This is a genomic window from Photobacterium sp. S4TG1 (assembly GCF_036040035.1).
GTDB lineage: Bacteria > Pseudomonadota > Gammaproteobacteria > Enterobacterales > Vibrionaceae > Photobacterium.
Genome location: NZ_JAYXUH010000002.1, coordinates 245140 through 270495, shown reverse-complemented (window position 1 = coordinate 270495; position 25356 = coordinate 245140). Strand labels below are relative to the sequence as shown.

General features: G+C 36.9%; 20 protein-coding genes, 5 tRNA genes and 1 pseudogene. 10 read left to right on the top strand and 16 right to left on the bottom strand.

The window, feature by feature from the left end; translation table 11 throughout:
• Window positions 1-48 precede the first annotated feature (48 nt).
• The 3 genes from VXS03_RS04820 to VXS03_RS04810 are packed head-to-tail and all read right to left on the bottom strand — an operon-like array spanning window position 49 to window position 4142.
• On the bottom strand, window positions 49-1536 hold the full coding sequence (locus VXS03_RS04820; protein WP_327762282.1) for a DHA2 family efflux MFS transporter permease subunit: 1488 nt from the start codon (window positions 1534-1536) through the stop codon (window positions 49-51).
• Between the two features lie 8 nt (window positions 1537-1544).
• Complete coding sequence (locus tag VXS03_RS04815; protein ID WP_327762281.1) at window positions 1545-2693, bottom strand: HlyD family efflux transporter periplasmic adaptor subunit; 1149 nt, start codon at window positions 2691-2693, stop codon at window positions 1545-1547.
• 45 nt (window positions 2694-2738) lie between these two features.
• Window positions 2739-4142 (bottom strand): efflux transporter outer membrane subunit, encoded by a 1404-nt coding sequence (locus tag VXS03_RS04810; RefSeq protein ID WP_327762280.1) that lies wholly within the window; start codon window positions 4140-4142, stop codon window positions 2739-2741.
• Window positions 4143-4222: 80 nt separating this feature from the next.
• Here VXS03_RS04810 and VXS03_RS04805 point away from each other — a divergent pair, with 80 nt between their 5' ends.
• The 3 genes from VXS03_RS04805 (at window position 4223) to dcuC (ending at window position 8494) form a co-directional block, all read left to right on the top strand.
• Window positions 4223-5146 (top strand): LysR family transcriptional regulator, encoded by a 924-nt coding sequence (locus VXS03_RS04805; RefSeq protein ID WP_327762279.1) that lies wholly within the window; start codon window positions 4223-4225, stop codon window positions 5144-5146.
• A gap of 243 nt (window positions 5147-5389) precedes the next feature.
• A complete protein-coding gene (locus VXS03_RS04800; RefSeq protein ID WP_327762278.1) occupies window positions 5390-6721 on the top strand; it encodes a ferredoxin reductase family protein in 1332 nt (443 codons plus the stop codon).
• A 393-nt stretch (window positions 6722-7114) separates the two neighbouring features.
• Window positions 7115-8494: a C4-dicarboxylate transporter DcuC gene (gene dcuC, locus VXS03_RS04795; RefSeq protein WP_327762276.1), complete on the top strand. Its 1380-nt coding sequence runs from the start codon at window positions 7115-7117 to the stop codon at window positions 8492-8494.
• A 176-nt stretch (window positions 8495-8670) separates the two neighbouring features.
• Here dcuC and VXS03_RS04790 read toward each other — a convergent pair whose 3' ends face one another.
• Complete coding sequence (locus tag VXS03_RS04790) at window positions 8671-9330, bottom strand: inorganic diphosphatase (RefSeq protein WP_327762275.1); 660 nt, start codon at window positions 9328-9330, stop codon at window positions 8671-8673.
• 401 nt (window positions 9331-9731) lie between these two features.
• Here VXS03_RS04790 and VXS03_RS04785 point away from each other — a divergent pair, with 401 nt between their 5' ends.
• Window positions 9732-10775, top strand: a complete 1044-nt coding sequence (locus VXS03_RS04785) for an HNH endonuclease (RefSeq protein WP_327762274.1) — start codon at window positions 9732-9734, stop codon at window positions 10773-10775.
• A gap of 129 nt (window positions 10776-10904) precedes the next feature.
• Here the strand turns inward: VXS03_RS04785 and VXS03_RS04780 are convergent, their stop codons facing one another.
• The 7 genes from VXS03_RS04780 to VXS03_RS04750 form a co-directional block, all read right to left on the bottom strand.
• Window positions 10905-11885 carry a DUF4917 family protein gene (locus VXS03_RS04780; RefSeq protein WP_327762273.1) on the bottom strand — a complete coding sequence of 327 codons (981 nt, stop codon included), beginning with the start codon at window positions 11883-11885 and terminating at the stop codon, window positions 10905-10907.
• Between the two features lie 374 nt (window positions 11886-12259).
• A complete protein-coding gene (locus VXS03_RS04775; RefSeq protein ID WP_327762272.1) occupies window positions 12260-13123 on the bottom strand; it encodes a DUF2971 domain-containing protein in 864 nt (287 codons plus the stop codon).
• Between the two features lie 453 nt (window positions 13124-13576).
• A tRNA-Asn gene (locus tag VXS03_RS04770) sits at window positions 13577-13652 on the bottom strand.
• A gap of 6 nt (window positions 13653-13658) precedes the next feature.
• A tRNA-Gly gene (locus tag VXS03_RS04765) sits at window positions 13659-13733 on the bottom strand.
• A gap of 19 nt (window positions 13734-13752) precedes the next feature.
• A tRNA-Tyr gene (locus VXS03_RS04760) sits at window positions 13753-13837 on the bottom strand.
• Window positions 13838-13846: 9 nt separating this feature from the next.
• Window positions 13847-13922 (bottom strand) — tRNA-Thr (locus VXS03_RS04755).
• A gap of 47 nt (window positions 13923-13969) precedes the next feature.
• Window positions 13970-14060: transfer RNA gene (locus VXS03_RS04750), tRNA-Ser, on the bottom strand.
• 139 nt (window positions 14061-14199) lie between these two features.
• Here VXS03_RS04750 and VXS03_RS04745 point away from each other — a divergent pair.
• The 3 genes and pseudogenes from VXS03_RS04745 to VXS03_RS04735 all read left to right on the top strand — a co-directional run bounded on the left by VXS03_RS04745 (window position 14200) and on the right by VXS03_RS04735 (window position 15536).
• Window positions 14200-14754 (top strand): serine hydrolase, encoded by a 555-nt coding sequence (locus tag VXS03_RS04745; RefSeq protein WP_327762486.1) that lies wholly within the window; start codon window positions 14200-14202, stop codon window positions 14752-14754.
• Window positions 14717-15052, top strand: coding sequence for a serine hydrolase (locus VXS03_RS04740; RefSeq protein ID WP_327762271.1), 336 nt, complete (start codon window positions 14717-14719; stop codon window positions 15050-15052). The genes VXS03_RS04745 and VXS03_RS04740 overlap by 38 nt, the downstream gene beginning before the upstream one ends.
• A gap of 227 nt (window positions 15053-15279) precedes the next feature.
• Window positions 15280-15536, top strand: a pseudogene (locus VXS03_RS04735) (Rho-binding antiterminator).
• A 104-nt stretch (window positions 15537-15640) separates the two neighbouring features.
• On the opposite strand, the gene VXS03_RS04730 reads toward VXS03_RS04735, so the two are convergent.
• The 3 genes from VXS03_RS04730 to VXS03_RS04720 form a co-directional block, all read right to left on the bottom strand.
• Window positions 15641-15820 carry a hypothetical protein gene (locus VXS03_RS04730; RefSeq protein WP_327762269.1) on the bottom strand — a complete coding sequence of 60 codons (180 nt, stop codon included), beginning with the start codon at window positions 15818-15820 and terminating at the stop codon, window positions 15641-15643.
• Window positions 15821-16323: 503 nt separating this feature from the next.
• Complete coding sequence (locus VXS03_RS04725; protein ID WP_327762268.1) at window positions 16324-17409, bottom strand: choloylglycine hydrolase family protein; 1086 nt, start codon at window positions 17407-17409, stop codon at window positions 16324-16326.
• A gap of 136 nt (window positions 17410-17545) precedes the next feature.
• A complete protein-coding gene (locus VXS03_RS04720) occupies window positions 17546-18904 on the bottom strand; it encodes an NCS2 family permease (RefSeq protein ID WP_327762266.1) in 1359 nt (452 codons plus the stop codon).
• Between the two features lie 491 nt (window positions 18905-19395).
• On the opposite strand from VXS03_RS04720, the gene VXS03_RS04715 reads away from it, so the two are divergent.
• Together VXS03_RS04715 and VXS03_RS04710 are read left to right on the top strand one after the other, a co-directional pair.
• Complete coding sequence (locus tag VXS03_RS04715) at window positions 19396-20700, top strand: L-cysteine desulfidase family protein (RefSeq protein ID WP_327762264.1); 1305 nt, start codon at window positions 19396-19398, stop codon at window positions 20698-20700.
• A 535-nt stretch (window positions 20701-21235) separates the two neighbouring features.
• Window positions 21236-22558, top strand: a complete 1323-nt coding sequence (locus VXS03_RS04710) for a hypothetical protein (protein ID WP_442957417.1) — start codon at window positions 21236-21238, stop codon at window positions 22556-22558.
• A gap of 95 nt (window positions 22559-22653) precedes the next feature.
• Here VXS03_RS04710 and VXS03_RS04705 read toward each other — a convergent pair whose 3' ends face one another.
• A complete protein-coding gene (locus tag VXS03_RS04705) occupies window positions 22654-23544 on the bottom strand; it encodes a DMT family transporter (protein WP_327762263.1) in 891 nt (296 codons plus the stop codon).
• Between the two features lie 224 nt (window positions 23545-23768).
• Window positions 23769-24329, bottom strand: coding sequence for a 3'-5' exonuclease (locus VXS03_RS04700; RefSeq protein ID WP_327762262.1), 561 nt, complete (start codon window positions 24327-24329; stop codon window positions 23769-23771).
• Between the two features lie 183 nt (window positions 24330-24512).
• Between VXS03_RS04700 and VXS03_RS04695 the strand changes: the two genes are divergently transcribed.
• A complete protein-coding gene (locus VXS03_RS04695; RefSeq protein WP_327762261.1) occupies window positions 24513-25292 on the top strand; it encodes an AraC family transcriptional regulator in 780 nt (259 codons plus the stop codon).
• Window positions 25293-25356 lie beyond the last annotated feature (64 nt).

The following is a 25356-nucleotide window of genomic DNA, read 5'->3' as shown; positions in this document are numbered from 1 at the left end:
ATGATTACCCTTTTTATAGTTTCTATGTATAACCGCAGCCCTAAAAAATTAATGACGTACTGGTTTTGCTAGCCATACTAGTGGAATAAGTAATAAACATAATATTCCTGATAACCAAAATAAATCGACCGTTGACATCATATAAGATTGCCGAGTAATAACATTATTCACCGCATCAAGGTTATTACTCATAGAATGAATAAACTGACTCACCTGATGATTAGCAACTGTAAATCCTTCGGCTATACGTGAATGATGAAATTCCATACGTTGATCCCACATCGTAGTAACAATCGATGATGAAAAACTACCAAATAAAGTTCGGAAGAACGTCGATAATGCAACGGCATTAGCTATTTGATCGGGTTTAACACTATTCACAATTAAATTTTGCAGTGGTACAAAAAAGGCCAACGTTGCCGCCCCCTGAATTAATTGAGGCATCATAATATAATCAAACGAAGCCGCTAAATTATAAGTACTCCGCCAAAATCCAACCACAGAAAAAATTAAAAAGGCATAAGTTAAAATATAACGAATATCTATTTTTTGAACTAGCTTACCAATGATAGGTGCGCTTACAACCGCTAAAATACCGACGGGTGCCGTCGCATAACCTGACCATGACGCGGTATATCCCATCACTCCTTGTAACCACAATGGCAATAATACTGTAGAGCCAAAGTAAACCATATACCCTAAGCTCATCACAATGACCGCAATTGTGAAATTTCTCTTGGTAAAGAAGCGAAAATTAACCACAGGATTGTCATGATACCATTCCCAAATGATCATACAGCCCCAAGAAAGCACTGCGACAAATGTTAATCCTAGAATTAAATTTGATTGAAACCAGTCATGATCTTTACCCAAATCAAGCATCATTTGTAAACTACCCGCCGCAACAACTAGTAGCCCAATTCCCATATAATCGACACTTTCACGTTGGGTTTTAGTTTCTTTACCTTTGAGCAGATAAAACACTAACGCACTCGCAATAATACCAATCGGGGCATTAATGAAAAAGATCCATGACCATGAGTAATTATCCGTCAGTACTCCACCTAAAATCGGCCCCATAATTGGTGCAATAACCACCGTCATTGACCATAAGGACATAGCTAAACCGTGTTTTTCTCTTGGAAAATTTCGTAATAACAAACTTTGTGATAACGGTGCTATCGATCCCGAGATAGCCCCTTGAATCACGCGGAAAAAAATCAGCATTTCAATACTGCTCGACATCCCACATAGCATCGATGCAATAACAAACCCCATGGTGGCAAAGATAAATAGTTTTACTTCGCCAAATCGACGACTTAAAAAACCCGTCATCGGCATTGATATCGCATTTGCAGCACCAAACGCGGTGATCACCCAAATACCTTGATCGGTTGATACACCAAGATTACCTGCAATTGTAGGGATCGCGACATTGGCAATCGATGTATCTAAAATCATCATGAAGGTTGCCATTGATGTCGCTAAGGTAATCAATAGCAATTTAACGCCTTTTAGTGGCACAGATTCATTCATTACATCACCTAGGCTTTAATAAGGTGATTAACAAATATCTCTACCTTGTTATCTACAACAGCTAGGCGTTTATTCGTGGTCTTCTGCGCATTTTCATTGGCGGTAAACACAGCATAATCAAACGGTTTCGTCACTGACGCTTTCGTATCAACCGTGACTGTCATTGACATACCAACACGTAATGGATGTTGTTTAATTTGTTGTGAATCAATGTAGATACGTACAGGTACACGTTGAATGATTTTAATCCAGTTACCCGTCGCATTTTGAGCTGGAATTGCTGAAAACGCACTACCTGTACCAGCACCAATGCCAGCCACAACACCGCTATATGTATATTTGTCACCGTAGAGATCAGACTTAATGGTGACTGGTTGTCCTGGCTGCATATTATGTAGCTGTGTTTCTTTAAAGTTAGCTTCAACCCAAACATTATCTAATGGCACAATAGTCATTAATGCTTGTCCTGCTTGAATTTGTTGGCCGACCTGCACACTACGATTAACAACCATACCCGCTTTAGGTGCAAAGATAGTGGCATTTTGTTGATCAAGATAAACATGACGTAATTGCGCAATCGCCATTTGAACTTGAGGATTATCTAAAATATTTTCTTGAGGCAATAATGTTTGCAGCGCTTGTAATTGTTTATTTAATGCAATTAAGTTTTGCTCTTTAATCATGACCGTATTTTTAGCATGTGATAATACTTCAGCTAATACTGAGCCATCTTTATCCCCCCCAATTCGACGCTTATAATCTTGCTTTGCTTGAGCTAACATAACTTTTTCTGCGGCAATTTGCGCTTTTAGCTGTGCTATTTTCAAATAATTACTTTGTACATCACGAACCGTATTTTTAAGATTAGCCTCTGCTTGTTGTTGCTTTAATAACAATGGATTACGATTTAAAGTAACAAGCTGTTCACCTTGCTTAACTTGTTGAGTATCATCAACATTGATCACATTCACAGTGCCTGACTCTTGTGCTGTGATCATTATTCTCTGACCTGCAACATAAGCATCATCAGTCGTTTGTGAGGTGGTTGGCATAACGAAATAATAGATCGCAGCCACAGCAATAACGATAATGATAAAAACACTGAGAATAGTGTTACGTTTTTTTTGAGAAGTAGAATTAAGAGGTTGATTTGTCATATTGAGTCTCATGTTATTTATTGTGCTAGATGACGGCTGTTTATTTTATTGTTGGCTGTGATAACCGCCCCCGAGAGCAACAATAAGTTGTAATTGATTCTGTAACGTTGCGTTATCAGCATTTGTGGTTTGTATAACCTGCTGATGCCATTTTATTTGTGCATTATTCATTTCTGAAAAGCTGGCTAATCCACGTTGATAACGGTGTTTAAATATCATATAAGCTTGCTGATATTGTGTTGTAGATGCCACGGTCAAGGCTTGTTGTTGTAACGCCTCTTGTAAATTAACAATCGCATCAGAGGCTTGTTTAACGGCAGTAAGCACTGATTGGTTATAAACAGTCACCGCTTGGTCATAATGAATATTTGCTGAAGCATAATTAGCATCACGTACGCCACCATCGTAGAGTGGTAAAGTCGTGGCAACCGTCGCCCCACTTAAAAATAAATCGGCAGGATTCATCGACGATAGTTTTTGAAAAACGCCCATAACCATCAAATTCATATCAGGATAATAAGCCGCTTTAGCTTGCTTTATTCCTTGTTGATTCGCTTCAACCAACCATTTATTAGCAATAATATCCGCGCGACGCCCCAATAAATTCATTGGAATCGTCGTCATGGTATTCAATTGATTTATTGGGTGTGCATTTGGCGTTAATAGCGTTCCCAGTTGCTCTGGCGTTTTCGCTAAATATAGTGCTAATTGGTTTTTTGCTAGTTGCTGTTGAGTGATCGTCATTGAAAGCTGTGCTGATAACTTATCAATATCACCTTGCTGTTGAAATAATTCTGCTTTGCTTGCGAGACCACGTTTAATTTGGTCGTTAATAACGGCTTTTTGCTTATTCGTTTCACGCAATAACAATTGAATATTTTGCTCTAAGCGATAATTATTCTGTAAAGTAAAATAACTACTGCTAATAGCCGCAGACAGCAGTAACTTCGCTTGTACAGCTTGCGCTTCTAATGATAATTTTTGATTGGTTGCAGCCGTAATGATTGCCTTATTTTTACCCCAAAAATCAAATTGGTAAGAAAAAGAAGGCAGCAACATTCCTAACGCTGAATATTCTGCATTATGGGGAGATAGAGAATCTAAATTTGCACCAATTGCGCCACCACTAACATTGAGATTAACGCTTGGTTTATCACCCGCTTGTGCTAAAGCAACCTGTTGAGTCGCTAACTCAATACGCTGCTGAGCTTGCTGTAAAGTTAAGTTATTCGTTAGACCTAGTGTGATTAATTGATTTAATTGCGGATCATTAAATTGGGTCCACCAATCTGTTTTTATAGTACTAATGTCATGTTGATATAACTGAACTTGTTGTGCAGTAAGCAATGAACGATGTTGTGGCTCAGAAGGTGGTGTCATGCTACATGCCGATAATAACAGTACAGCAGCTAAAGAAGATGCTATACGAGTGGTATAAAATGCTTTCATTTTCAGTCCTAAATTACTTTATGGTATAAAGTATAAAGGGGAATCAATTGTTGTTATATACACCACAAAGGAAAAGACTGTTGCACACAAAAAACAATAAAATTGGCTTTGATCTTAATACAATTACTATTTTTGCACGTGTCGTGGAAAGACAAAGTTTTACCCAAGCCGCGGCTGAACTGGAGTTAACAAAATCAACAGTAAGCCGAAAAGTCGCCGAATTAGAACGATACTTAGGTGTTAGATTATTAACACGCTCAACACGCCAATTAGTGCTAACTACAGAAGGTGATACTTTTTATCGATCTTGCTCACATATTCTAGACGTCTTGGAACAATCTGAGTTAGAAGTCACTGCCAGCCACGATTTAATCTGCGGTACATTAAAAATGATCATGCCGGTTGAGATCGGAAAGGGTTTTTTTGGCGATTGTATAAAAGCATTTATGACCTTGCATCCTAACTTAAAGATACATCTTGAATTATCAAACCGAAAAGTTGATCTTATAAAAGAAGGCTATGACGTTATGATACAAGTTGGAGAAATTGAAGATTCATCATTGATAGTTAGAACATTTCACCATTCTACGCGAGTATTAGTCGCAAGCCCTCAATACATAGAACAGTACGGCTTACCACAGAGTTTGGTCGATTTTAAAGCCCCTCATCAACAAATTAAAATGATCAGTAGTGTACGTACAGGGAATAAAAATGTATTAGAAGGATTACCTTATCGTTTTAAGGTCAATACGTTAAGTGCCGCATTAGATCTCTGCTTAGATGGTTTTGGAATCACCTATATTCCAGAGTTTTTGTGCCGCAATCTTATTGCTGAAGGCAAATTAATCCATATTTTACCCAGCCTTTATGCATCACAAGTGCCGATTCCCATCAGTTTTATTTATCCAGAAAGAGACTTAATGCCTCGACGATTACGTGCATTTATTGATTTTACAATTACACGCTTTCAAGATGAAATTCAACGACGTAAAAAAGAAAACTAACACATTTCAAACAAAGATTGTTATATAACTATATAATATGAAAATTTTAATTATTATATTCATTTAAGGAGCTATTTAGCTCCTCTAATAATAAATAATCTCAATATGATAGTGTAATTATTTACTTTTTATCAACTATATAATATTTAACACTAATAAAACTTTGCATAGTTATACGTATATTGACGTCGCTTTACATACCAATAGTTAAAATAAAACTATCGTTTATATAGGCACAACGTCATGACAACAACTCGCAATTTTATCTGGGCAATGATTGCCACAATATCAGCCTTTTGGTTTGCGATGGAACCGCAATTCTTTACTTCAAATAACCTCTTTGAATGGCGATCTGCCATGATCCAATATTCAGGCATTTTATCTCTAATATTAATGTCCATCACTATGATATTAGCAATGCGTTTATCTATGGTTGAGAACTGGCTTAATGGCATGGACAAAGCTTACCGTATACACAAATGGCTGGGTATTAGTAGTATCGCACTGGGTATTACACACTGGTTATGGTACCAAATTCCTAAATGGTTAGTAATGTCGGGCATACTGACAAGGCCTACTCGTCAACATGGCTTAAAGCCTGCAATAACTGACTTTAACTGGGAAGTGTGGGTCAATAATTTACACGGATTTGCTGCAAATATTGGAGAATGGGGGTTCTATTTACTGTTAGTCTTATTGATCGGATCGCTATGGGCAACTGTAAAATATAAACCGTTTAAATTATCACACCGTCTAATGTCAGTTGCCTATTTACTTATTGCTATTCACTCAGTGTTACTACTCAAACATAGCTATTGGGGAGAGCCTATTTATTACCTCACATTAGAGTTTGTGTTTATAGGCTCCATTGCCGCAATATATAGTATATTGGGTTTTGTAGGGCGCAATAATCGTCATTCAGCTCGTGTTGTATCAACACGTTACTTTCCACAAGCTGAGACAATGGAATTAGTCTTAAAACCAACGACGGCTTGGCAAGGGCATCAAGCAGGACAATTTGCATATTTACGGTTTGGCAATGAAGAACCACATCCATTTACCATGACTTCAAGCACTAAAAAGACTGAAATTCGTTTTTTAATTAAAGCACTCGGTGATTTCACAACTGGATTATACGATCGAGTAAAAATGGGTGATATGGTAACGGTAGAAGGCCCTTATGGCCGAATGAATTTCGATCTAAATAAACCACAAATATGGATTGCTGGTGGTGTTGGTATTGCTTCCTTTTTCGCTATATTAGAAACACTTGCAGGCAAAACAAACCATCCTCAAATAACATTATTTTATTGTAGTCGAGGTATCGATAATAACTTAGCCGATAAAATAAATTCTGTTGCGTATCAAGCGAATGTTAAGTTAACCATGATAGATACCCAGCATTCACCACGATTAAACACTGAGCGCATAATAAATCAATGCGGGAAGTTAGCAGATCATGAGATCTACTTTTGTGGACCAGAAATATTTTCCAAAAAGCTCAAAAAAGAGCTCAGTGAACACGCCTTTGATATTGAGAAAAATTACCACGAAGAATTATTTGTAATGCGCTAAAAGAAACAGAAACACTAAAATGAGCGATATTTTCCGACAATCTGTATTAACAATACATATTCAAAGGAAATAGAGCTCTTTTTATTAACAAATATTTATCACTTATTTTATAAATAATAATATATTCGCTTTAAACACATTTGATTTAAACTTCGGTATTACATAAATATAGAGACTTACCTTTATACTTTACCTTTATTCATTAACATAATAACAACCTTAAGCAGTTACACAAAAAAAAACAATCAAATAACATACTAAGTATAACAATGAGAGTAAGATCTAACTTATTATTAAAGTAATTTTTGTTATTTATTTATCAGATAATCATCAGCTTTTTTTTACTTCAATTAATAAATAATTATTCCATCTATCTTTATCAATGAGAACAACATGGAATATATTTTTACACTATGTATAGTTGGGCTTGTCGCCTACTCAATGTTAAAAAAATTCAATCCTCAAGCAACATTAATTACCGCAGGCTTACTGCTATTAGCTTACGCATCAATATCAGGTATAGCTCCTGTACTTGCAGATGGAAAAACGCAAGGCGCACTATTTTTTGACCTCTGGCAACGTTTTACTGAAATCACTAATACCCGCTTAGGCAGTGTCGGTTTAACACTGGTCTCTATTGCTGGTGTTTCAACCTATCTAAATCACATTGGCGCATCTCAAGCGTTAGTTAAAGCAACATCTCGCCCAGTTATGGCGGTAAAAAATCCTTATATTCTACTGATACTCGTTTTAATATTTGTATCACTAATGTACGTATTTATTACTGGTGCAACATCGTTATCATTACTCTTAATGGGCACACTTTACCCCGTATTACGAAATGCGGGTATCAGTGCGAAAACAGCCGTTGCAACGATTGTAATACCAACAGCATGGGAATATGGCCCAGGGCAAATTAATGCGGTTATTGGTGCTAATACAATCAATGTTGAAATCATGGATTTTGTGGTAAATCATCAAACTATATTTCAAGCAATGCTACTTATTCTAATTCCTTTAGTTAACATTGTATGGCAACGTCATTGTGACCGCACTGATGGCTATAACCCATCAGATGACAGAGGTAAGTATTTAGAAACACTAGAAAAGCAGCATGACGATAATGATACGGTACCTAAATTTTACGCATTACTACCCGTTTTACCTTTTATCTTTTTATTTGGCTTTTCTAGCATGGTAATGAAGTCTATTACCATGACAATTCCCATTGCCATGATGTCGACAATCAGTATTTGTATCGTAATAGAAGCAATAAGATTTCGTTCAATTCAGCGTGCTTTTGATAATTTTGAAGCATGGCTTAAAGGTACCGGAATGATATTTGCGAGCGTATTAACGTTAATGATTGCAGCTGAATATTTCTCTGCGGGTCTAACCAATATTGGCGCCATCAACACACTAATTGATACCGCAAAATCATTTGATCTTGGTCCTAGCGGTATTGTTATTGTCTTCTCTGGCTTTATTTTACTCACCGCATTTATTACGGGTTCAGGCAATGCACCTGTAATGGCTTTTATTCCAATCGTACCTCAAATTGCAACGAACTTTGGTGTTAATCCCCTACTTCCATTATTGCCAATTTTATTTGCAGCGGGCATTGGTAGAACAATGTCACCGGTTGCTGGGGTCATAATTACCGTTTCTGGCATGGCTGGTCTAACACCGATTGATGTTATTAAGCGTACCAGTGTTCCGATGTTAAGCAGTATGGTGGTTGTGTTAATCATGGCGGTTATTCAATACTCTTAATCGACATTAATCACCATAATAAAAAATGATTCCCATTATGCATGGGAATCATTATTTTGATTTACCAATAAAGAATAAAAACACACACTTTATAATCACAATGATACTGTCAGAAAAATAGTAAAAATAAGGATGCGCTAACAATCATTTTGAGATCAAAAAGTCATCTTTCCTATTTAAATTTCTTTATAATATTTAGCTGCTTTATCAAGAACATCTAATGCCTCTTGCTTAGATAGCACACCTTGAATATCAACCTTCGCACCAGCACCTTTGTAGTTAGAAAACCATGTATCAATAATTGTTAACACGCCAGGATATTGCTGCTGTAATTGCTTTATAGAATAAACATTCTTAAATGGTGACTGCTCAGTTACAGGAACCGCAATTAATTTGTCATCTTGTTCACCGCCATCAAGCATTTTAAGACCACCAATTAAGCGAACTTGTGCAACACTTCCTTGCACCATAGCAGAACCAAGCACTAACACATCTAAAGGATCGCCATCACCACCTAAAGATTTAGGTAATGCTGTATTAGGAATCGTGCCATAGTTACTTGGATAACCAAGGTAATGCACAATCCGTGGTTGGCCATTTTTAAACTCCCAATTAATTATTGAACCATCAACTTTACTTACTTCCCATTTTTCATTACTTCCTGTAGGAATTTCAATGATGGCGTTAATTGTTCCATTTTTATTTTTCGCTGGCGTTGCTGACAAGTAATCTTGAGCGGCTTTAATTGTATAAGTATCAACTTTTGAAAAGTTTGAGTCAGCAAACGCTGATGAACAACTAAGTACCAGACTAATAAGCGCAATGTGTTTTTTCATGAGTAATTACATATCCATTAAAGAAGTTACCTTATCTTCTTGTAATTAAATGAAAATAAAATGACATAATTATGAAGTTTTAAAGTAGCTTATTAGACATAGTTTCGTCTTCGTTGAAAGAGAGAACACACTCAGTTCAGCATTCTCATTACCTATTGGTTCAATTTAGGTTAGTTTCGTTAATTGGTTTGTTATAGGTGGTTTCTTAAATACAACAACGCGGATTGAAGGGTAATGTGGACTGGTTTCGCTGGGGTATACCTAAAATAAAATTAAAAAATTATTTATTCGCTAAAACCTATCAGTTTAGGCTCTTATTATCATAGTGTGATTACGGTAACTTAACCTTATGATAATAGTAATATATTATCATTTTTTGATATTTATGATTTAAGATTATTATGAAAAAAAAAGTAGCAAGAATATGTTGGAATAATAAAGGTTGGATTACTCCTTCTGGAAATGACGATGACTGCAAAAGTAAGGATAAAAAATCATTTGAAGTTAATCCTGGTTATGGTCATGAAGAATGGTTGTGTGACTTTACTAAATTAATAGACGGTTTTAAATATTCTTTTATTCAAGGGGTTAATACTAAAAAGCAAGCTTACCAAGGACTAGATTTTCATCTCACTTTATACACTGTATTGAAAGGTAAGAAGTTAGCTATCGGTTATATAAAGTGTGCTGAGTGCTTAACTAGAAATGAGGCTGAGTATGCTGCGTCTATTTATGAGCGTAATGGATGGTTTGATAAAATGTCTGATGATCTAACTATGATAGATGCAAATGGAAGTAAAGTTAAAGAAGATGATGCTTTACTCAATTTTAATATCCGTTTTAAGCCAAAAGACTTTATCCCATATAAACCATACATTGATATTTCAACATTATATAACAATCATCGATATATCCTCCTTAATGAGGTGCCAGATAAAAAGATTAATAAACAAGAGACCGACTCGGAATGTTCAATGTCTCATGATTTAATGGAATTATGTTCAGATAATTTATCTAAAACAGAAACATTACAATTAGTGAATGCAAGAATTGGTCAAGGAGTCTTCCGAGATCGTGTTACTAAATTATGGAATGGTGAAAAATGTGCCGTTACTCTGATAGATATAAAAGAAATTTTAATTGCTTCACACATTAGGCCATGGAGAGATTGTAAAAACAGTTCAGACAGGCTTGATGGAGCAAATGGCCTATTATTGTGTGCCCATATAGATAAATTATTTGATCAGCATTTATTGTCATTTGAACTGAAAAATAAAACTCACAGGTTGCGTATATCTAAAACTCTGGATAAAAAATCACTCTCTTCACTTGGTATTGATGAAGGTATTGAGTTAAATACGAATAATTTTGACAGAGAGTCATACAGTAGATTTGAAACTTATATGAATGAGCATTTTAATTATTTTTTAAAAATGGAAGTTTAAAAAATGATTGTGTAGTTATTACGTTTAAATTTTTCCCAGTCACTGCATCATGCAACAAGCCCCTTTGATTAGAATATTTATTCCACAAAATTAGTGCCTCAAGGAAACAGAAGCACTATGTGGAATTTACTATTGCCAAATAGGAGCTGATGCAGCGTCGTAGAATTCAATCTGAATGTTCTGAGTATCAATGAATCTTCTGGCATTAGCCATTGTCTCTCTGTTTGCTTCAGAGTTTTCATCACCGAAGATACTGATAAACACTTTATTAACACCACTTTCATTGACTTGATTAAAAATGTGTCTATCGTTTTCTGCCATTGAGTGACCATGAATGAACAATGGTCCGTTAAGGTTCTTTAGAGCCTTGAAGCATGCGTTCAGATAAGGGTTGTGCTCTATTCGAGTTTGTTTCTTCTCAAATGTTGGTTCTGAAATAAACAATGGGAACTTGCCTTGATTCAAGTTATCTCGAACTTGGTCGACGATACTTGTATCAGCATCACCATTGAAAGCATGCTTCTTGATGGTAGTTCCGTCATCGTAGATATGAAGACCACCATGTAGGAAGTACACGTTTTGACTGTCTACGTTTTCCCATGTGGTACGTCTAAAGCCGTCATCAGTGTAGTAGCCCTCTGGATCAATGTCGTATTTGTTAACAATCCAATAAAGGAGCAAATCGTAGTTCAGGGTAAAAATCTTATCGAATCTGATGATGAACGGTTTTGCCGCTTCGAACTGCGCTGTTGTTACTCTGCTAGATCTCAATGGATGGGTTTGTGAGATTACTTGAATTAGAGAGGACTTTAATTGCTCTTGGTCGGTGCTAATCTCATCAATCTTTGCTGGGTCAACTCCATAGATATCGCAGACAGCCTCAGCAGCTTCAAGCGCTCGCATAACTTGCTCAAAGTCGTAGGTATCAAACTTATTAAAGATATCGCGGATATTTGCATCACGAGCACCGAAGTTGGCACGTTGAAGTAAGTTCTGATAATTAAAAATATCGTGATCCCAAGCTTGTGAGAAGCCGTTTGCTAATAGAATCGATGGTATTTCTTCAGGTTCAAGAGAATCTATTTTCTCTTCAAATGTTTGCAGAGGCATAACCCTAACCAATGTGTGTGAATGTTATGAAACTATATTATTTTCGTTTAATGTTTACCATGAATAAGGCCCACACAAATGATAAAACACTCTCAATAGATCTCTGAGTGTAGTGGATAAGAGAGTTTGTTCACATGTATGTACCACTACAGTACGCTGCTCGATATACTTGGAGTAATCCGAAAGGTCAGAATCGTCTATGGTTCATAACTCGGAAATGTCCAGATACGTTTCAGCGCGATCCCTGCTGACACGGAAGAGCCCCAAAACATCAAGTTCGCGGCTGTTTAAGTCCCATTTCACTAAATCATAATTTGATTGATTTTTTCATGCCTGAAACGTATCTACAGACTCAATAAAAATCAGTTCTTCCTTTAGTATTCAATGGTCTTAAAGTAGAAGCCAAACTCTTTCTTATGTAATGAAACTTTCAGTAACTCAGGTTTTTGTTTTTTGGTTTTAAGGATGCTCTTGACCTTTTTTATTAATGCAGGGTTTAGGTCTGAAACAAAGACTCTGTTAATACTATTTTCACTATGTCTGTTAACTCCGTGAAGCTGACTGATAACCCTGACTTCATTTTCATAATCCCAAGCCTTGTGCTTGGTACAGTAAGCTCTGAGTATTTCTCTCGAAGTGTTCCCGTTTTTATAAACTATGTCATCAAGGATTGTTTTAGTTTCTATTATTGGGAGAGTTCCTTCAACATAATCAACCGTTTTAGCAGATACTGCGATATCGTTTAATACATTGATACTTCTGATTAGCTCGTGATAGTCATACTCAACACACATACCTCTAAAGCCGTTGGCATAATGCCCCCACATCATCATTAGGGTAAGAGGCTCTGGTCTAGGGTTTTTATTTAATGGCTCACTCGCTCGAGATAACGAGAGCACGTGACGTTGCTCATGGTGAAACGTTAAAAAATCTTCAAAGTGCCTCTTCGTGTTTTTTTCTACATGCTCATTGAATTTATCCATACCTACTCTTTTTAGGAATGATTCAACTTCCTTACGAGATTTCTTTAGGTCTTTATTTTCCTCGTCAAAAACATGAGTTAGGACTAGTTTTCTGTCGATTAGTGATACATCACTATGTTTTAGATTCACTAGCCCCTCATAGGGATCATTTAAATCTTTAACGCTAGAAAACCAAACAGTGTTTTCTCGTAAGCCTTTGAGATGGAAGCACTCCCCACTCATGAACTTATATACTGGGTCTATTGCCATACTCATTTTTTATATCAGCCTAGTTGTTGCAATATTATATCAGCAGAATCAACAACTGAAGTTGATATCATCACAAAATTAAGACGTTACCTGAGGCTTTAATTACTTTGATGTAGTTGCTACCTTGAGTGCTATGTACGGATAAGCTGCTGTCAGGCTTCATATAAGGGAATCCTTTCAATACTTGACTTGAACTAATTCATTAATAACTAAATTAGCAATATCACTGACACTATTTTGTCCAATAACGAGTTGGCTCTTTATCTAGCTCGTTGTGATCACCAAGAGATTCCACTACAACTAATTTCACCAATATCATTCCATATCAACGAAAATCCCCACCCATTTTACATAACATCTGTTATGTCTACTAAGATGTAGCTCCCTGTTGCAACCATTTAGAAATGTCACTTTCTCCAAACGTAAAAAAGCCCGCAATTGCTTGCGGGCTTCTTTATTTGGCTCCCTCTACTGGACTTGAACCAGTGACATACGGATTAACAGTCCGGCGTTCTACCAACTGAACTAAGAGGGAATTGTTTGGAGCAGGTAGCGGGAATCGAACCCGCATCTCAAGCTTGGAAGGCTGGAGTAATAGCCATTATACGATACCTGCGATGTATCTTTACAAATTATGGTGGTGGGAGAAGGATTCGAACCTTCGAAGGCAGTGCCGGCAGATTTACAATCTGCTCCCTTTGGCCACTCGGGAATCCCACCGAAATTTAATGGTGCCGACTACCGGAGTCGAACTGGTGACCTACTGATTACAAGTCAGTTGCTCTACCTACTGAGCTAAGTCGGCACACTAATTTCTGTTTTATTACTAAGTCGAAACTCAACAATTAAATTTGGCGGAGAGATAGGGATTTGAACCCTAGATACGCTATAAACGTATGCTGGTTTTCAAGACCAGTGCTTTCAACCGCTCAGCCATCTCTCCAATGGCGCTTATAATATAGCGCAGCCCTTCCACTGTAAAGAACAAAAACAAAAAAACTTTCTAACTAGCTATTTTTCAAGCAAAAACAAGCAAAATAACACATTAATTGTACGCAATAAGAGTATTGCCGATAATATGAATTGAACGATTAATATTTATTAATCGCATTATTTTATTTACATACCACTATCGCAATAAGCCTATTTACAATAATCGACAATTTAGCAAAGACATTAAGCAACACCTTGGAGGCACTGTCGCGGTAGCGGTCTATAACGCCAACACCAATACCAGTTGGAGTTATCATGGTGAACAACGTGTTCCAATAATGAGTACTTTTAAAGCCTTAGTCTGTAGTAACTTATTACATCAAGCAGATACTAAGCGTGTTAACTTAAACCAATCTATCATGATCAAACAGAGTGATATTTTAAGCTATGCGCCAATAACAGCCAATCGTGTTGGTACAAGCATGACCTTAGCTCAACTCTGTAATACAACCATGCTAACCAGTGATAACACAACGGCTAATCTGATACTTACTAATATTTGTGGTCCTCAAAGCGTTACTCAATTTATCAGTACGCTTAATGATAAAACGCCCCGTATTGATCGTATTGAACCTGAAGTGAATAATGTCAGTGGAGCTGAACTGCGTGATCCCCCCTATCGCCATGAATTCTATTTTATATAGCTTACTCTATGATCATGCGTTATCAGAAACAGCACGTACACAGCTAAAGCAATGGATGATGGATAATAAAGTCTCTGATCCATTATTACGCGCAGCTTTACCTGCAGGTTGGCATATTGCCAATCGTTCAGGTTATGACAATAACTATGGCTCACGAGGAATTACAGCAGCAGTATGGCAACAAGGTAAACAACCAATCATGATCAGTATTTATTTAGCGAAAACAGGGAAACCAATGGCTGTTCTTAATACGGCAATAGCAAAAATTGGGCAATTGATTTTTACGCATTTAAAATAAATACCATCTAATGCTATATCTATATATTATAGGAAGGTTCTTTATAATCTATCCTTTGCTATTACTTATAGCATTATTTACAGAGTAGATATCAAATGTATTTGTCTATAACAGGTCTAATGAATTTTTTCGGTATACTACTAACGTTTATTCATAACATTTTAAATCTATTTCATTGATTATCCTTATATAATTCATATCGTCATGAATTATATAAGGATAATAAAATGCTAAGTTGTCATCAAAATGATTATATCGAAAAAGCATGTATGCATCATTTGAACATTGAGCTGACGTTAAATGATGGTAGCCATATTATCGGTGTGCATATGATACGTTTTATAATCATAACCGTGAAGAATGCATTATATTAATTATTGATCACCAGCAACAATTAGTCGTATTAGATGATCTTTCGTCCATGACAGCAATAATATCATCCCCATATTTTGACACGATAAATTTCAAACAACCAATTGATTAATATAGAATTTACATTGTAAATAAGCGAAAACACAATCAAAAAAAATGGCGTTTCTATTTAATTAATAGAAACGCCATTTCTAGTTTTTGCTACCGTATTGGTTTTTATGCAAATTTCATTTCTCCATTATTATCAAGATAAAGTGCCGCTTTCTCTTGACCGATCAACTGTGCTGCATAAGACGGTGTAACTGCACGTAATTCACCTTTCGTTGATAAGAAAGTTCCTTCCCAAGCTTGATCGCGGTATGTACCTGACTCTAAAATTTCAATAACGACTTTCATGGTTAACCTCAACGCTTAATAAAAATAGAATAATGAAAAAACCCTAAGGCAACTCATTTTTTTTAAATCTACCAGTATTAAATTAATTGTCATCCCATGTAAATTGCAACGTTAGATACACAAATAGAGTGCATGAAAAATCACTTTCTCTGTTCGTCTTAATAAAACGAATTAGCTCTGCTTTTTATTGTTAGTTACTCGCTACAAAATAATAATAACGTATTGATGTTAAATAAAATAATCTATTTATCAATATTAGAAATATCATATCGTCTTATTTTGATAACATTTCAATAATGCATCAATTCACTCAAAAACAATCATAAATACAGATATCGTAAAGCAAGTTTTCATTATTGATCGTTACAACTCATCAAATTTGGTTATTAAACATTATTACTGGTTTATGTATAACGCTCAAAGTCGGTAACCAGCAGGAATGAGCAACCGATATATTATATAACATTGCTCATTCACATGTTTTTCAGCCGCTATTACCGTTACTACTTGATAACTACATCTTGATAGTTAAATGTCCCACTATCTAATGGTTGTTTATATTCTTGTTTTGCATTGAAATTTAATGAAGCTAAATCAACTCGGCGAATCGTGCTGTTATACATAGTTTTATAATATAGATCACCGTTGTTCTGATCGATCACTGATGTCCATTGAGTCGCACTTGGTAAATCAGGTATATGGGCTTTATCATTAAATTCACTTCCAATCGGAATATCAAAATTATTTAAAATATGAAATGCCTGTGATACTGCCTGTTGAGCCGTTTTTAGTACTGGTGCGCTATTGACATAAAACGCTGCACGAACAAAACGTGATGGCGGTGAAATATCTCCAGGTAAGCCAACAAAGTTAGAACCAACACCAAAAGATTGAGCTGTAACACCATTAATTTGTTGTGGCTTACTAATACCAGGATGCAAATTAATATAGTTATTAAGATTAGTGACTTGCCAGTTATAATCAGGAGAGTTGGTCAATACCTTTGCTGTATTGTTATAAATATTAATCTTGCCGTGATCCATAATTTCAATCACGATACTATTACCTTGTTTATCAGAGACTCGCCAATGTGCCGTCGGCGATGGCTGTCCATCTGCATCAAAATATACTGTCACTATCTTGATCTTACTCAATGCCGCTTCTACTTCTGCAACAGTGGAATATTGACTAAGCATCCATCGTACAAAATCCATGTCTGTAATATTATTGGCCGTCTTTTCTGGATCATAAGTCGCTAATGAACCATAACCTCGAAAATAAAATAATCCCGCAGTTAACCCTGTTTCGTTAATCCCTTCAGCTATAAACTTATCATTACTGACCGAGATACCTGCAAAACCGTATTTACTCGTCCATGTTAGCCCTTGCTTTTGATCAGGCATGGTAGATGTGTAGGAATAATTACGAGGTGCAATAATCAATTTACTATTAAGATTACTGTGGCCCCATTCAATAGTACGAGCTTGAATATGATCATTACTTGTCGTTGCTAATGTTATTCCGGTACAGGCATTAACCGCCTGACTAAACCCAGTCGCAACAATCAAAGCTAATAGTGTTTTTTTCATCAAAAATAACGTCATGGCAGTAGAAATATACTGAAAGATTTTACGCGTACGTATTCATAAAACAAATAAATTTAAATATAAAAAACCCGCGTTTAGTACGCGGGTTAATAATAGTTAACTAACGAATAAAATCAGCTTAAATAGCCCAGCCTCCGGCATAAAACACCACTAATGCGATAGCAATAATAACCGTACCGATATTTAAACGTTTAAAGTCACCTGACACAATACGTCCAATAACCAAGCTTACAAAACCAAGCATAATGCCAGTCACAATATTGCCCGTTAAAACAATAAAGACAGCACATAATAATCCAGATAACGCATCAACAGAGTCGTTCATATCTAGTTTACTTACATTACTTAGCATCAATAAGCCCACATACATTAAAGCGGGTGCCGTTGCGTAAGCAGGCACTAAATAACTGAGTGGTGCTAAAAACAACATCAGCACAAATAGCAATCCAACGGTTGTTGCCGTTAGACCTGTTTTACCACCTGCAGCAGTACCCGCAGCTGATTCAATATAAACAGCCGCAGGAGAGCCACCTACAAAGCCAGCAAAAATACTACTTACTGAATCTGCCGTTAACGCTTTGCCACCACTAATAATATTACCACGCTCAGTCAATAAGTTCGCTTGTCCTGCTACTGCACGAATCGTACCCGTCGCATCAAAAATAGCTGTCATAACTAGTGCTAATACTGTCGGTAGAATCACAGGATTAAGTGCCCCCATAATATCCAAAGATCCAACTAAAGAGCCGTCCCCGCCCAGCGTAGGTAAAGCAAAGAAACCATGATATTTCACATTAGGATCAAAAATGAGACCAAAGATAGAAATAGCAATAATAACCAATAAAATACCACCGGGAACACGGCGTTTTTCAAGTCCTAGAATGGCCGCTAACCCCACTAATGACATAATCACAGGTAATGACATAAAATGACCAAAAGCTACGGGTAAACCGGCTTGCGGATTCTTAATAACTAAACCCACTCCATTAGCAGCAATCAATAACAAAAACAGTCCAATACCAATACCAGTACCATGTGCAATTCCCGTTGGCATATTTCTCATGATCCAGCCACGAATACCTGTCACTGTAATGAGAGTAAATAATACGCCCATTAAAAATACGGCGCCAAGAGCCACCGGAATGCTGACGCCTTGGCCTAGTACTAAGCTAAAAGCGGTAAAGGCTGTGAGTGATATTGCACAACCGATAGCCATTGGTAATCTTGCCCACAATCCCATCAATAACGAACCAAAAGCAGCAACTAAACAGGTTGCAATAAAAACGGCACTTTGGTTAAAACCAGCAGCACCTAACATGCTTGGCACAACAATGACTGAATATACCATTGCTAAAAAGGTCGTTAATCCTGCAATAACTTCTTGTTTAACACTACTACCACGCTCCGATATTTGAAAATAACGATCTAAACCGTGAGTTGATGAACTTTGGGGATTGGATGTATTGTCAGCAGACATGATGTCTTCCTATAATTTACTGGTTTCAAACCGTTACTACTGGCTGTAAGTTATCACCACCGCCACGCAAACGTTTACGTTCTCAAAAAAAAGAAAAGGCTGAAGTGATTATCTTCAACCTTTCTGTAATCTTTACCCATGGATGATACCTAAAAACTAGCCTTTCCCGCCACTATAAACTGATTTTTTTTCATTTTTTAAATAGGCTATATCTAACTACCATAAAAATCCCTCATCGTAGAGATGAAAAATATTACCCTTAAAATTGTGATAAACATAACATACATGCCATACAGTAGCAAATTAATAGAAAATAATTCCAATTAACCTTACTATAAGTAATGATTATACAATTTTTTTCTTTACAACTAGTCGTATACTCAGCGGCACGAACAAAAAAATACTTTTAACTGATTATTGACTCTGCAAATATTTCAATTTGCTTTATCCGTAATTTTTGACTCTTTGATATAGAGCATTAGGTGATTGCAATGAAACATACACTTTGGCCTGCATTTATTGATGTTGTAAAACGCGATGTTGTACCTGCTCTTGGCTGTACTGAACCCGTATCCGTTGCATTAGCAGCAGCAATTGCCGTAAATAAACTCAATATTAATCACCAACAAATTACCGGAATCGACGCTTTCGTATCGGCTAATTTAATGAAAAATGGTATGGGTGTAACGGTTCCTGGAACGGGTATGGTTGGATTGGAAATAGCAGCGGCAGCCGGTGCTATTGCTGGCGACAGTCAAGCACAATTAGAAGTTCTAAAAAATCTCACTCCTGAAGATGTTGCTATTGCAAAAGCAATGCTTGATAAAAAATTAGTTTCAATTAGTGTTGCGGATGTCAGTAATATTCTGTATTCCAAAGTCACCGTTTTTAGTGGCGATCGTTCTGCCAGCGTCACTATTGCTGATAGCCACACTCACATACTTGCAATAGAAGAAGACGGAATAACAACTTACATTGCTGATCCAAAAAATACGACTCATTCGGTCAAAGAAAAAGTTAATGCCAATCCTTTCACTGATGCTTGTGCTCAAGATATTTTTGACTTCGCAACGCAAGCACCATTAGCAGAGATTAGTTTTATTGAGCAAGCTTACCTGCTCAACAATGCACTCTCGATTGAAGGCTTAGCGGGTAACTATGGCCTTCAAGTGGGCGCAACTTTTCAACGTAATATTGATCGCGGTTTGCTGTCAACGGGATTATTAACCGACGTATTACTGCGTACTGCAGCGGCTTCTGATGCTCGTATGGGTGGCGCCATGAAACCGGCGATGAGTAATTCAGGTTCAGGCAATCAAGGTATTGCAGCGACCATGCCAGTGGTAGTCGTCGCTGAATTTATCAAGGCGACTAACGAACAATTGATTCGTGCTTTAATGCTGTCACACTTGATGGCAATTTATATTAAAAGCCATCAAAACAAATTATCTGCTTTATGTGGTGCAACCACTGCATCAATGGGTGCTGTTGCTGGTATGACATGGCTACTCGGTGGCAATATTCAACAAATTAGCGCCGCAATCAACAGTATGATTGGTGATATCGCAGGCATGATCTGCGATGGTGCAAAAACCAGTTGTGCAATGAAAGTATCGTCATCTGCAGGCTCTGCCATAAAATCTGCATTAATGGCACTTGATGGCTTTAGTGTTACAGGTAATGAAGGTATTGTTGCGAACGACGTTGATAGTACTATTCGTAACCTTTCAGCGTTAGCGAATGGTTCAATGACACAAACTGATGTTCAGATCCTTGATATCATGATTAATAAATAACCATACATACCGCTAACTTGTGGATAAATCCTCTAGATATATAGATAAAGCCAGATAACTCAGTTGCTTTTTTATTATAATCTAGAGGACTATATTTTCTTATTTACTAGATCATAAGAAAAAAACAGTAAAAATAGCATTTTCCCACCCTTTGATATTCTTTTTAGTTATAAAATATTACTTCTGGTTATTTAAAAGCCACTATAATAGCGTGATAATTCCCTCCATAAACAGCGTAAACACTATTAGGCAAACCACTTTATTGACATAAATAAATCGCCCTATCCTACCTTTGTTATAACGACATTGAGTGCGTTTTATCTATCAGTTTTTTCTGATAAGTGGTTCTAAAATATTTAAATAACATAAAGTTAAAGCCAAATGCATGAGCCATAAGCACTCTTTTTAGCTTCTCTTTCGTTATAATTTAGTTGCTTTATATTGCTAGAAAGACGCGAACTAGATTGGCGATCCTGCCACCAAAATAATAAGCCAAACACTGTGTTTAGGTTAATCATTCAAGGCTGATATTAATATGAACCAAACAGTCAATAATTCCCCTTCTACAGCGAATACGCCTCTGCATATTCGTGCCAATATGACACAAGAACAATGGCAACAAGCAATTAAATTTGACAATGTTGACATCGGTTGGATTGTAATGAGTATCGGCATGGCTGTTGGTGCTGGTATCGTATTCTTACCTGTCCAAGTCGGTGTCATGGGTTTATGGGTATTTTTACTTTCAGCTGTAATTGGTTATCCAGCCATGTACTTATTCCAAAAGCTCTTTATCAATACTTTGGCTGAATCAAAAAAATGCACTGATTATCCTGGTGTTATTTCTGGTTATTTAGGTAAAAATTGGGGAATTGCGTTAGGTATTCTTTATTTCTTAATGTTAGTGATTTGGGTCTTGGTCTATGCATTAACCGTGACCAATGATAGTGCCTCATATCTACATTCTTTTGGTGTAACGAAAACCCATCTTAATAATAATATTTTTTATGGATTAGCACTGATTAGCTTACTCAGTTATATCGGTTCAAAAAGTGAAAAAATCTTATTTAAAATATCAGGCTTTATGGCCGTCACCGTCTTACTGTTAGTCGCTGTTATGGGGGTATTATTAGTCCCTCAATGGAGCCTCGCCAATATTACTCCCGTTGAAAATTGGGGCTTAATGTTGAAAAATGCCATTATTACATTGCCATTTACCCTCACATCAATTCTGTTTATTCAGTCATTGAGCCCAATGGTTATTTCTTACCGTTCACATGAAAAATCCATTGAGGTTGCGCGTTATAAAGCGACTCGTGCGATGAAAATTGCGTTTACCATTCTCTTTGTGATCGTGTTTTTCTTTGCCGTATCGTTTACTTTTGCCATCAGTCAGACAGAAGCTAAACATGCGATGGAATTAAATATTTCAGCACTCGCAATGATTGCGCATTACTTCCCAGGTAGTTCTGCAACCGTTGTTGGTATCGTTATCAACATCTTTGCCGTTGTGACTTCATTTTTTGGTGTCTTCCTTGCCTTTAAAGAAGCGTGCCGTGGCTTAGCCATGAATCTACTTGAGCGCAAATTTGAACCAAGTAATATTAATACCAATCTAGTGAATAAGCTTACCACTGTATTTATTATTTTAATTGCATGGGGCGCGGTTGCTTTAAACTTACCTATCCTATCGTTTACATCTATTTGTTCACCAATATTCGGTATTGTAGGTTGTTTAATTCCAGCATATTTAGTGTATCAAGTACCACATTTACATCAATATAAAGGCACAGCAACAAACCTTATTATCATCACTGGTATCTTGCTCTGTATCTCGCCACTATTAGTGTTTATCTAAATCGTCACATCCTTATAAAAACGTGACGCTAAAAAAATGCCGCAGTATTCACTGCGGCATTTTTATTTATATATTTGAGATGCAATTGTGTGTAATTATGCCGTAACCGCTTCGACAGATTTTTTGATTTTAGCGCGTTTTTGTGCCATTGCCACACCTGATAACACCATAATGCCACCGATATAATGATAGCTATGTAGTTGCTCTCCTAACATGACGCTCGCAATACATGCCGCCATGATAGGTAATAAGTTCATGAACATTGCGGTTCTATCTGCCCCTAAACGCTCGATACTTTGCATCCACAACCAAGGCGCCAATACTGATGCCAATAATGCCGCATACAAAATTAAAGGCGCAGCGCTTGCTGTAATAGCCATACGATGGCTGCTCAATAACAAAGGAGTTAGCATCATCACTGCAAACAGGCATTGAACATACACTGAGTGCCAATTTGAAATCGGCATTTTCCAGCGTTTTAGTAACACGCAATATAACGCGTACACCACCGCAGCAAGCAACATTAGTCCATCACCTTGCTTAATTCCCTGACTGATCAAATTAGTAATATGGCCATGACTTAACATCAAAACCAACCCACTCAGTGATAACACGGCACCAATAAGTGCAAATGGTGATAAACGTTGGCCAAGTAATGGCACACTTAAAAACATACTCACTAATGGGACGAGTGAAATAATTAATGCAATATTTGTCGCACTCGTCGTTGCAGCAGCAAAATACCCTAACGATTGGTTCAATACCATGCCAAGTAAAGCTAAAAAAGCTAACTTGCTTAAATACGGTTTAATAATAGCTCGTTCACGCCAAACAGACTTAGCTAAAAAAGGGGTCAGCGCAACTAAAGCAAAAAACCAACGATAAAACGATATAGCACCGGGATCGATAACACTAAATGCCATTTTGTTGACAATCGCATTTCCGGCCCAAATCGCCACAGTAAAAAAAGGTAATAAATAGAACATCTTCAGCCTTAGATAAAACAGTTATTTCAAAGAGAGACATTGAAATAGAGAACAACGCTATTTTGTCACTTCCTATAAGAAACATATATCCGTAACCAGACATAGAAAATGCTTAGTCGGACATTTATGGATGAAAACGACAAAACCCTAACCACCTTACTCTATTATCACAAGTAATATGCTTAGGGTTTTAAATTTGAAGTTATTTGCAGGCTAACAGCTGACTATTTAACGTTCGACAATGTCTCTTTTTCGCAAAACATCGTTGCCGCTAATCGCGCTAGATTATACGCATCAACATAACCAGAATGTTGACGCCCTTCCCAAGCTACACCAGCGATTTCCATTGCAGCTCGTTGCCCTAAGCGCTTATTAGTCACATGGCGTTGTAATTTAAATAATGTTGCTAAATTTAAATACTCACGAAAAGGTTCTTTTAATTCTTTTGCAGCACACTCTTTCTTTAAAATACGATCATCATGACCCCAAGCACCATAAATCTTATGTCGACCACCAAATTTCTGCTCAATAGAACGTAAAATAGTCGCTAATGGCTTGCCATTTTTCTCAATAAGATCAGGTTTAATACCTGTTAATTCAGTACAGAACGGTGATATTTCATCATGTTCAGGTTTTACATAATGCTGCGCTCGTCGCACAATACGGCCCGTATTTAAATCCAGTTCCGCCACTCCAATTTCGATAATTTCACCAGTACGTGATGTGCGGCCATCATTCCAACAGCACATTTCGAGGTCAAAACAGACAATACGATCAAAATTCATTAAGTTATCCAAGAGTCACGGGGTAAAACGGGCGCAGATAATACCATTTTGTCACTCAGGGTTCATCATTGAACCCCAGATTATTGTATTTGAATGATTAGATAGCTATTTGCGATACGATTCTTTCATCACTCGGTTAGAGGCTGATATACTCAAAAATCAATAACATCATTTGGATTCATAATGCCTATTATTTATAACCCCATAATCGATAATAATAATCCACCTGATGATATATTTTTTGTCCATGAAGTTTTTGAACCCGATACCAGTACTCTTTATCATAGCCATTACTGGGGTCAGCTACATCTTGTCACTAATGGTATTATTGAACTCAGTACTCACAATAATCGTTTTTTAGCGCCGCCTCGTTATGCTTTATGGATACCTGCAATGGTTGAACATAAAAGTTACATTCGTCGTAGCCTTAATTACTGTTCAATGAATGTTTGCTCTCCACTCTCTGATCAACTGCCAACTTACCCTTGCTTACTTGAAGTGACGGATGTCATAACCGCCATTATTGAGGATCTGCGCCAACGTCAGATTATGATCGCAACAACAGAACAAGATAAACGCTTAATTGCGGTATTATTTGATCAAGTTTTATTATGTAAAGAACACGACCAATTTCTACCCACCAGCGAAGATAAATTACTACAACCGATTTTGATTGAATTAGAACATAATCCCACCAATAATTTATCACTCACTCAGTGGGCACAACAGCTACATACTACAGAACGTACATTAGCACGCCACTATAAAAATAAATTAGGCATCAGTTTTACGGAATGGCGGCAACGACGTAAATTTATCTATGCGTTACATTTATTGCGTCAAGGGATGTCAGTCAACGAAACGGCGTTAACGTTGGGCTATCACCAAGCCTCACCGTTTATTACCTTATTTAAAAAATATGCAGGCGCCACACCGGATCAATATCGATTACGGTTAGATTAATCCACCTTCATCAAACGTTTATAGCACTCAAGTCCCCTATAATTCCCTGCATAAAGCGCTTTTC

What these genes read in the sequence shown, in the direction of transcription:
- VXS03_RS04715 (WP_327762264.1), top strand. Translation starts at nt 19,396, where the DNA reads ATGAAACATACACTTTGGCCTGCATTTATTGATGTTGTAAAACGCGAT.
- VXS03_RS04710 (WP_442957417.1), top strand. Translation starts at nt 21,236, where the DNA reads ATGAACCAAACAGTCAATAATTCCCCTTCTACAGCGAATACGCCTCTG.
- VXS03_RS04815 (WP_327762281.1), bottom strand. Translation starts at nt 2,693, where the DNA reads ATGACAAATCAACCTCTTAATTCTACTTCTCAAAAAAAACGTAACACT.
- VXS03_RS04725 (WP_327762268.1), bottom strand. Translation starts at nt 17,409, where the DNA reads ATGAAAAAAACACTATTAGCTTTGATTGTTGCGACTGGGTTTAGTCAG.
- VXS03_RS04695 (WP_327762261.1), top strand. Translation starts at nt 24,513, where the DNA reads ATGCCTATTATTTATAACCCCATAATCGATAATAATAATCCACCTGAT.
- VXS03_RS04800 (WP_327762278.1), top strand. Translation starts at nt 5,390, where the DNA reads ATGACAACAACTCGCAATTTTATCTGGGCAATGATTGCCACAATATCA.
- dcuC (WP_327762276.1), top strand. Translation starts at nt 7,115, where the DNA reads ATGGAATATATTTTTACACTATGTATAGTTGGGCTTGTCGCCTACTCA.
- VXS03_RS04790 (WP_327762275.1), bottom strand. Translation starts at nt 9,330, where the DNA reads ATGAAAAAACACATTGCGCTTATTAGTCTGGTACTTAGTTGTTCATCA.
- VXS03_RS04700 (WP_327762262.1), bottom strand. Translation starts at nt 24,329, where the DNA reads ATGAATTTTGATCGTATTGTCTGTTTTGACCTCGAAATGTGCTGTTGG.
- VXS03_RS04820 (WP_327762282.1), bottom strand. Translation starts at nt 1,536, where the DNA reads ATGAATGAATCTGTGCCACTAAAAGGCGTTAAATTGCTATTGATTACC.
- VXS03_RS04775 (WP_327762272.1), bottom strand. Translation starts at nt 13,123, where the DNA reads ATGAGTATGGCAATAGACCCAGTATATAAGTTCATGAGTGGGGAGTGC.
- VXS03_RS04705 (WP_327762263.1), bottom strand. Translation starts at nt 23,544, where the DNA reads ATGTTCTATTTATTACCTTTTTTTACTGTGGCGATTTGGGCCGGAAAT.
- VXS03_RS04720 (WP_327762266.1), bottom strand. Translation starts at nt 18,904, where the DNA reads ATGTCTGCTGACAATACATCCAATCCCCAAAGTTCATCAACTCACGGT.
- VXS03_RS04730 (WP_327762269.1), bottom strand. Translation starts at nt 15,820, where the DNA reads ATGAAAGTCGTTATTGAAATTTTAGAGTCAGGTACATACCGCGATCAA.
- VXS03_RS04785 (WP_327762274.1), top strand. Translation starts at nt 9,732, where the DNA reads ATGAAAAAAAAAGTAGCAAGAATATGTTGGAATAATAAAGGTTGGATT.
- VXS03_RS04810 (WP_327762280.1), bottom strand. Translation starts at nt 4,142, where the DNA reads ATGAAAGCATTTTATACCACTCGTATAGCATCTTCTTTAGCTGCTGTA.
- VXS03_RS04780 (WP_327762273.1), bottom strand. Translation starts at nt 11,885, where the DNA reads ATGCCTCTGCAAACATTTGAAGAGAAAATAGATTCTCTTGAACCTGAA.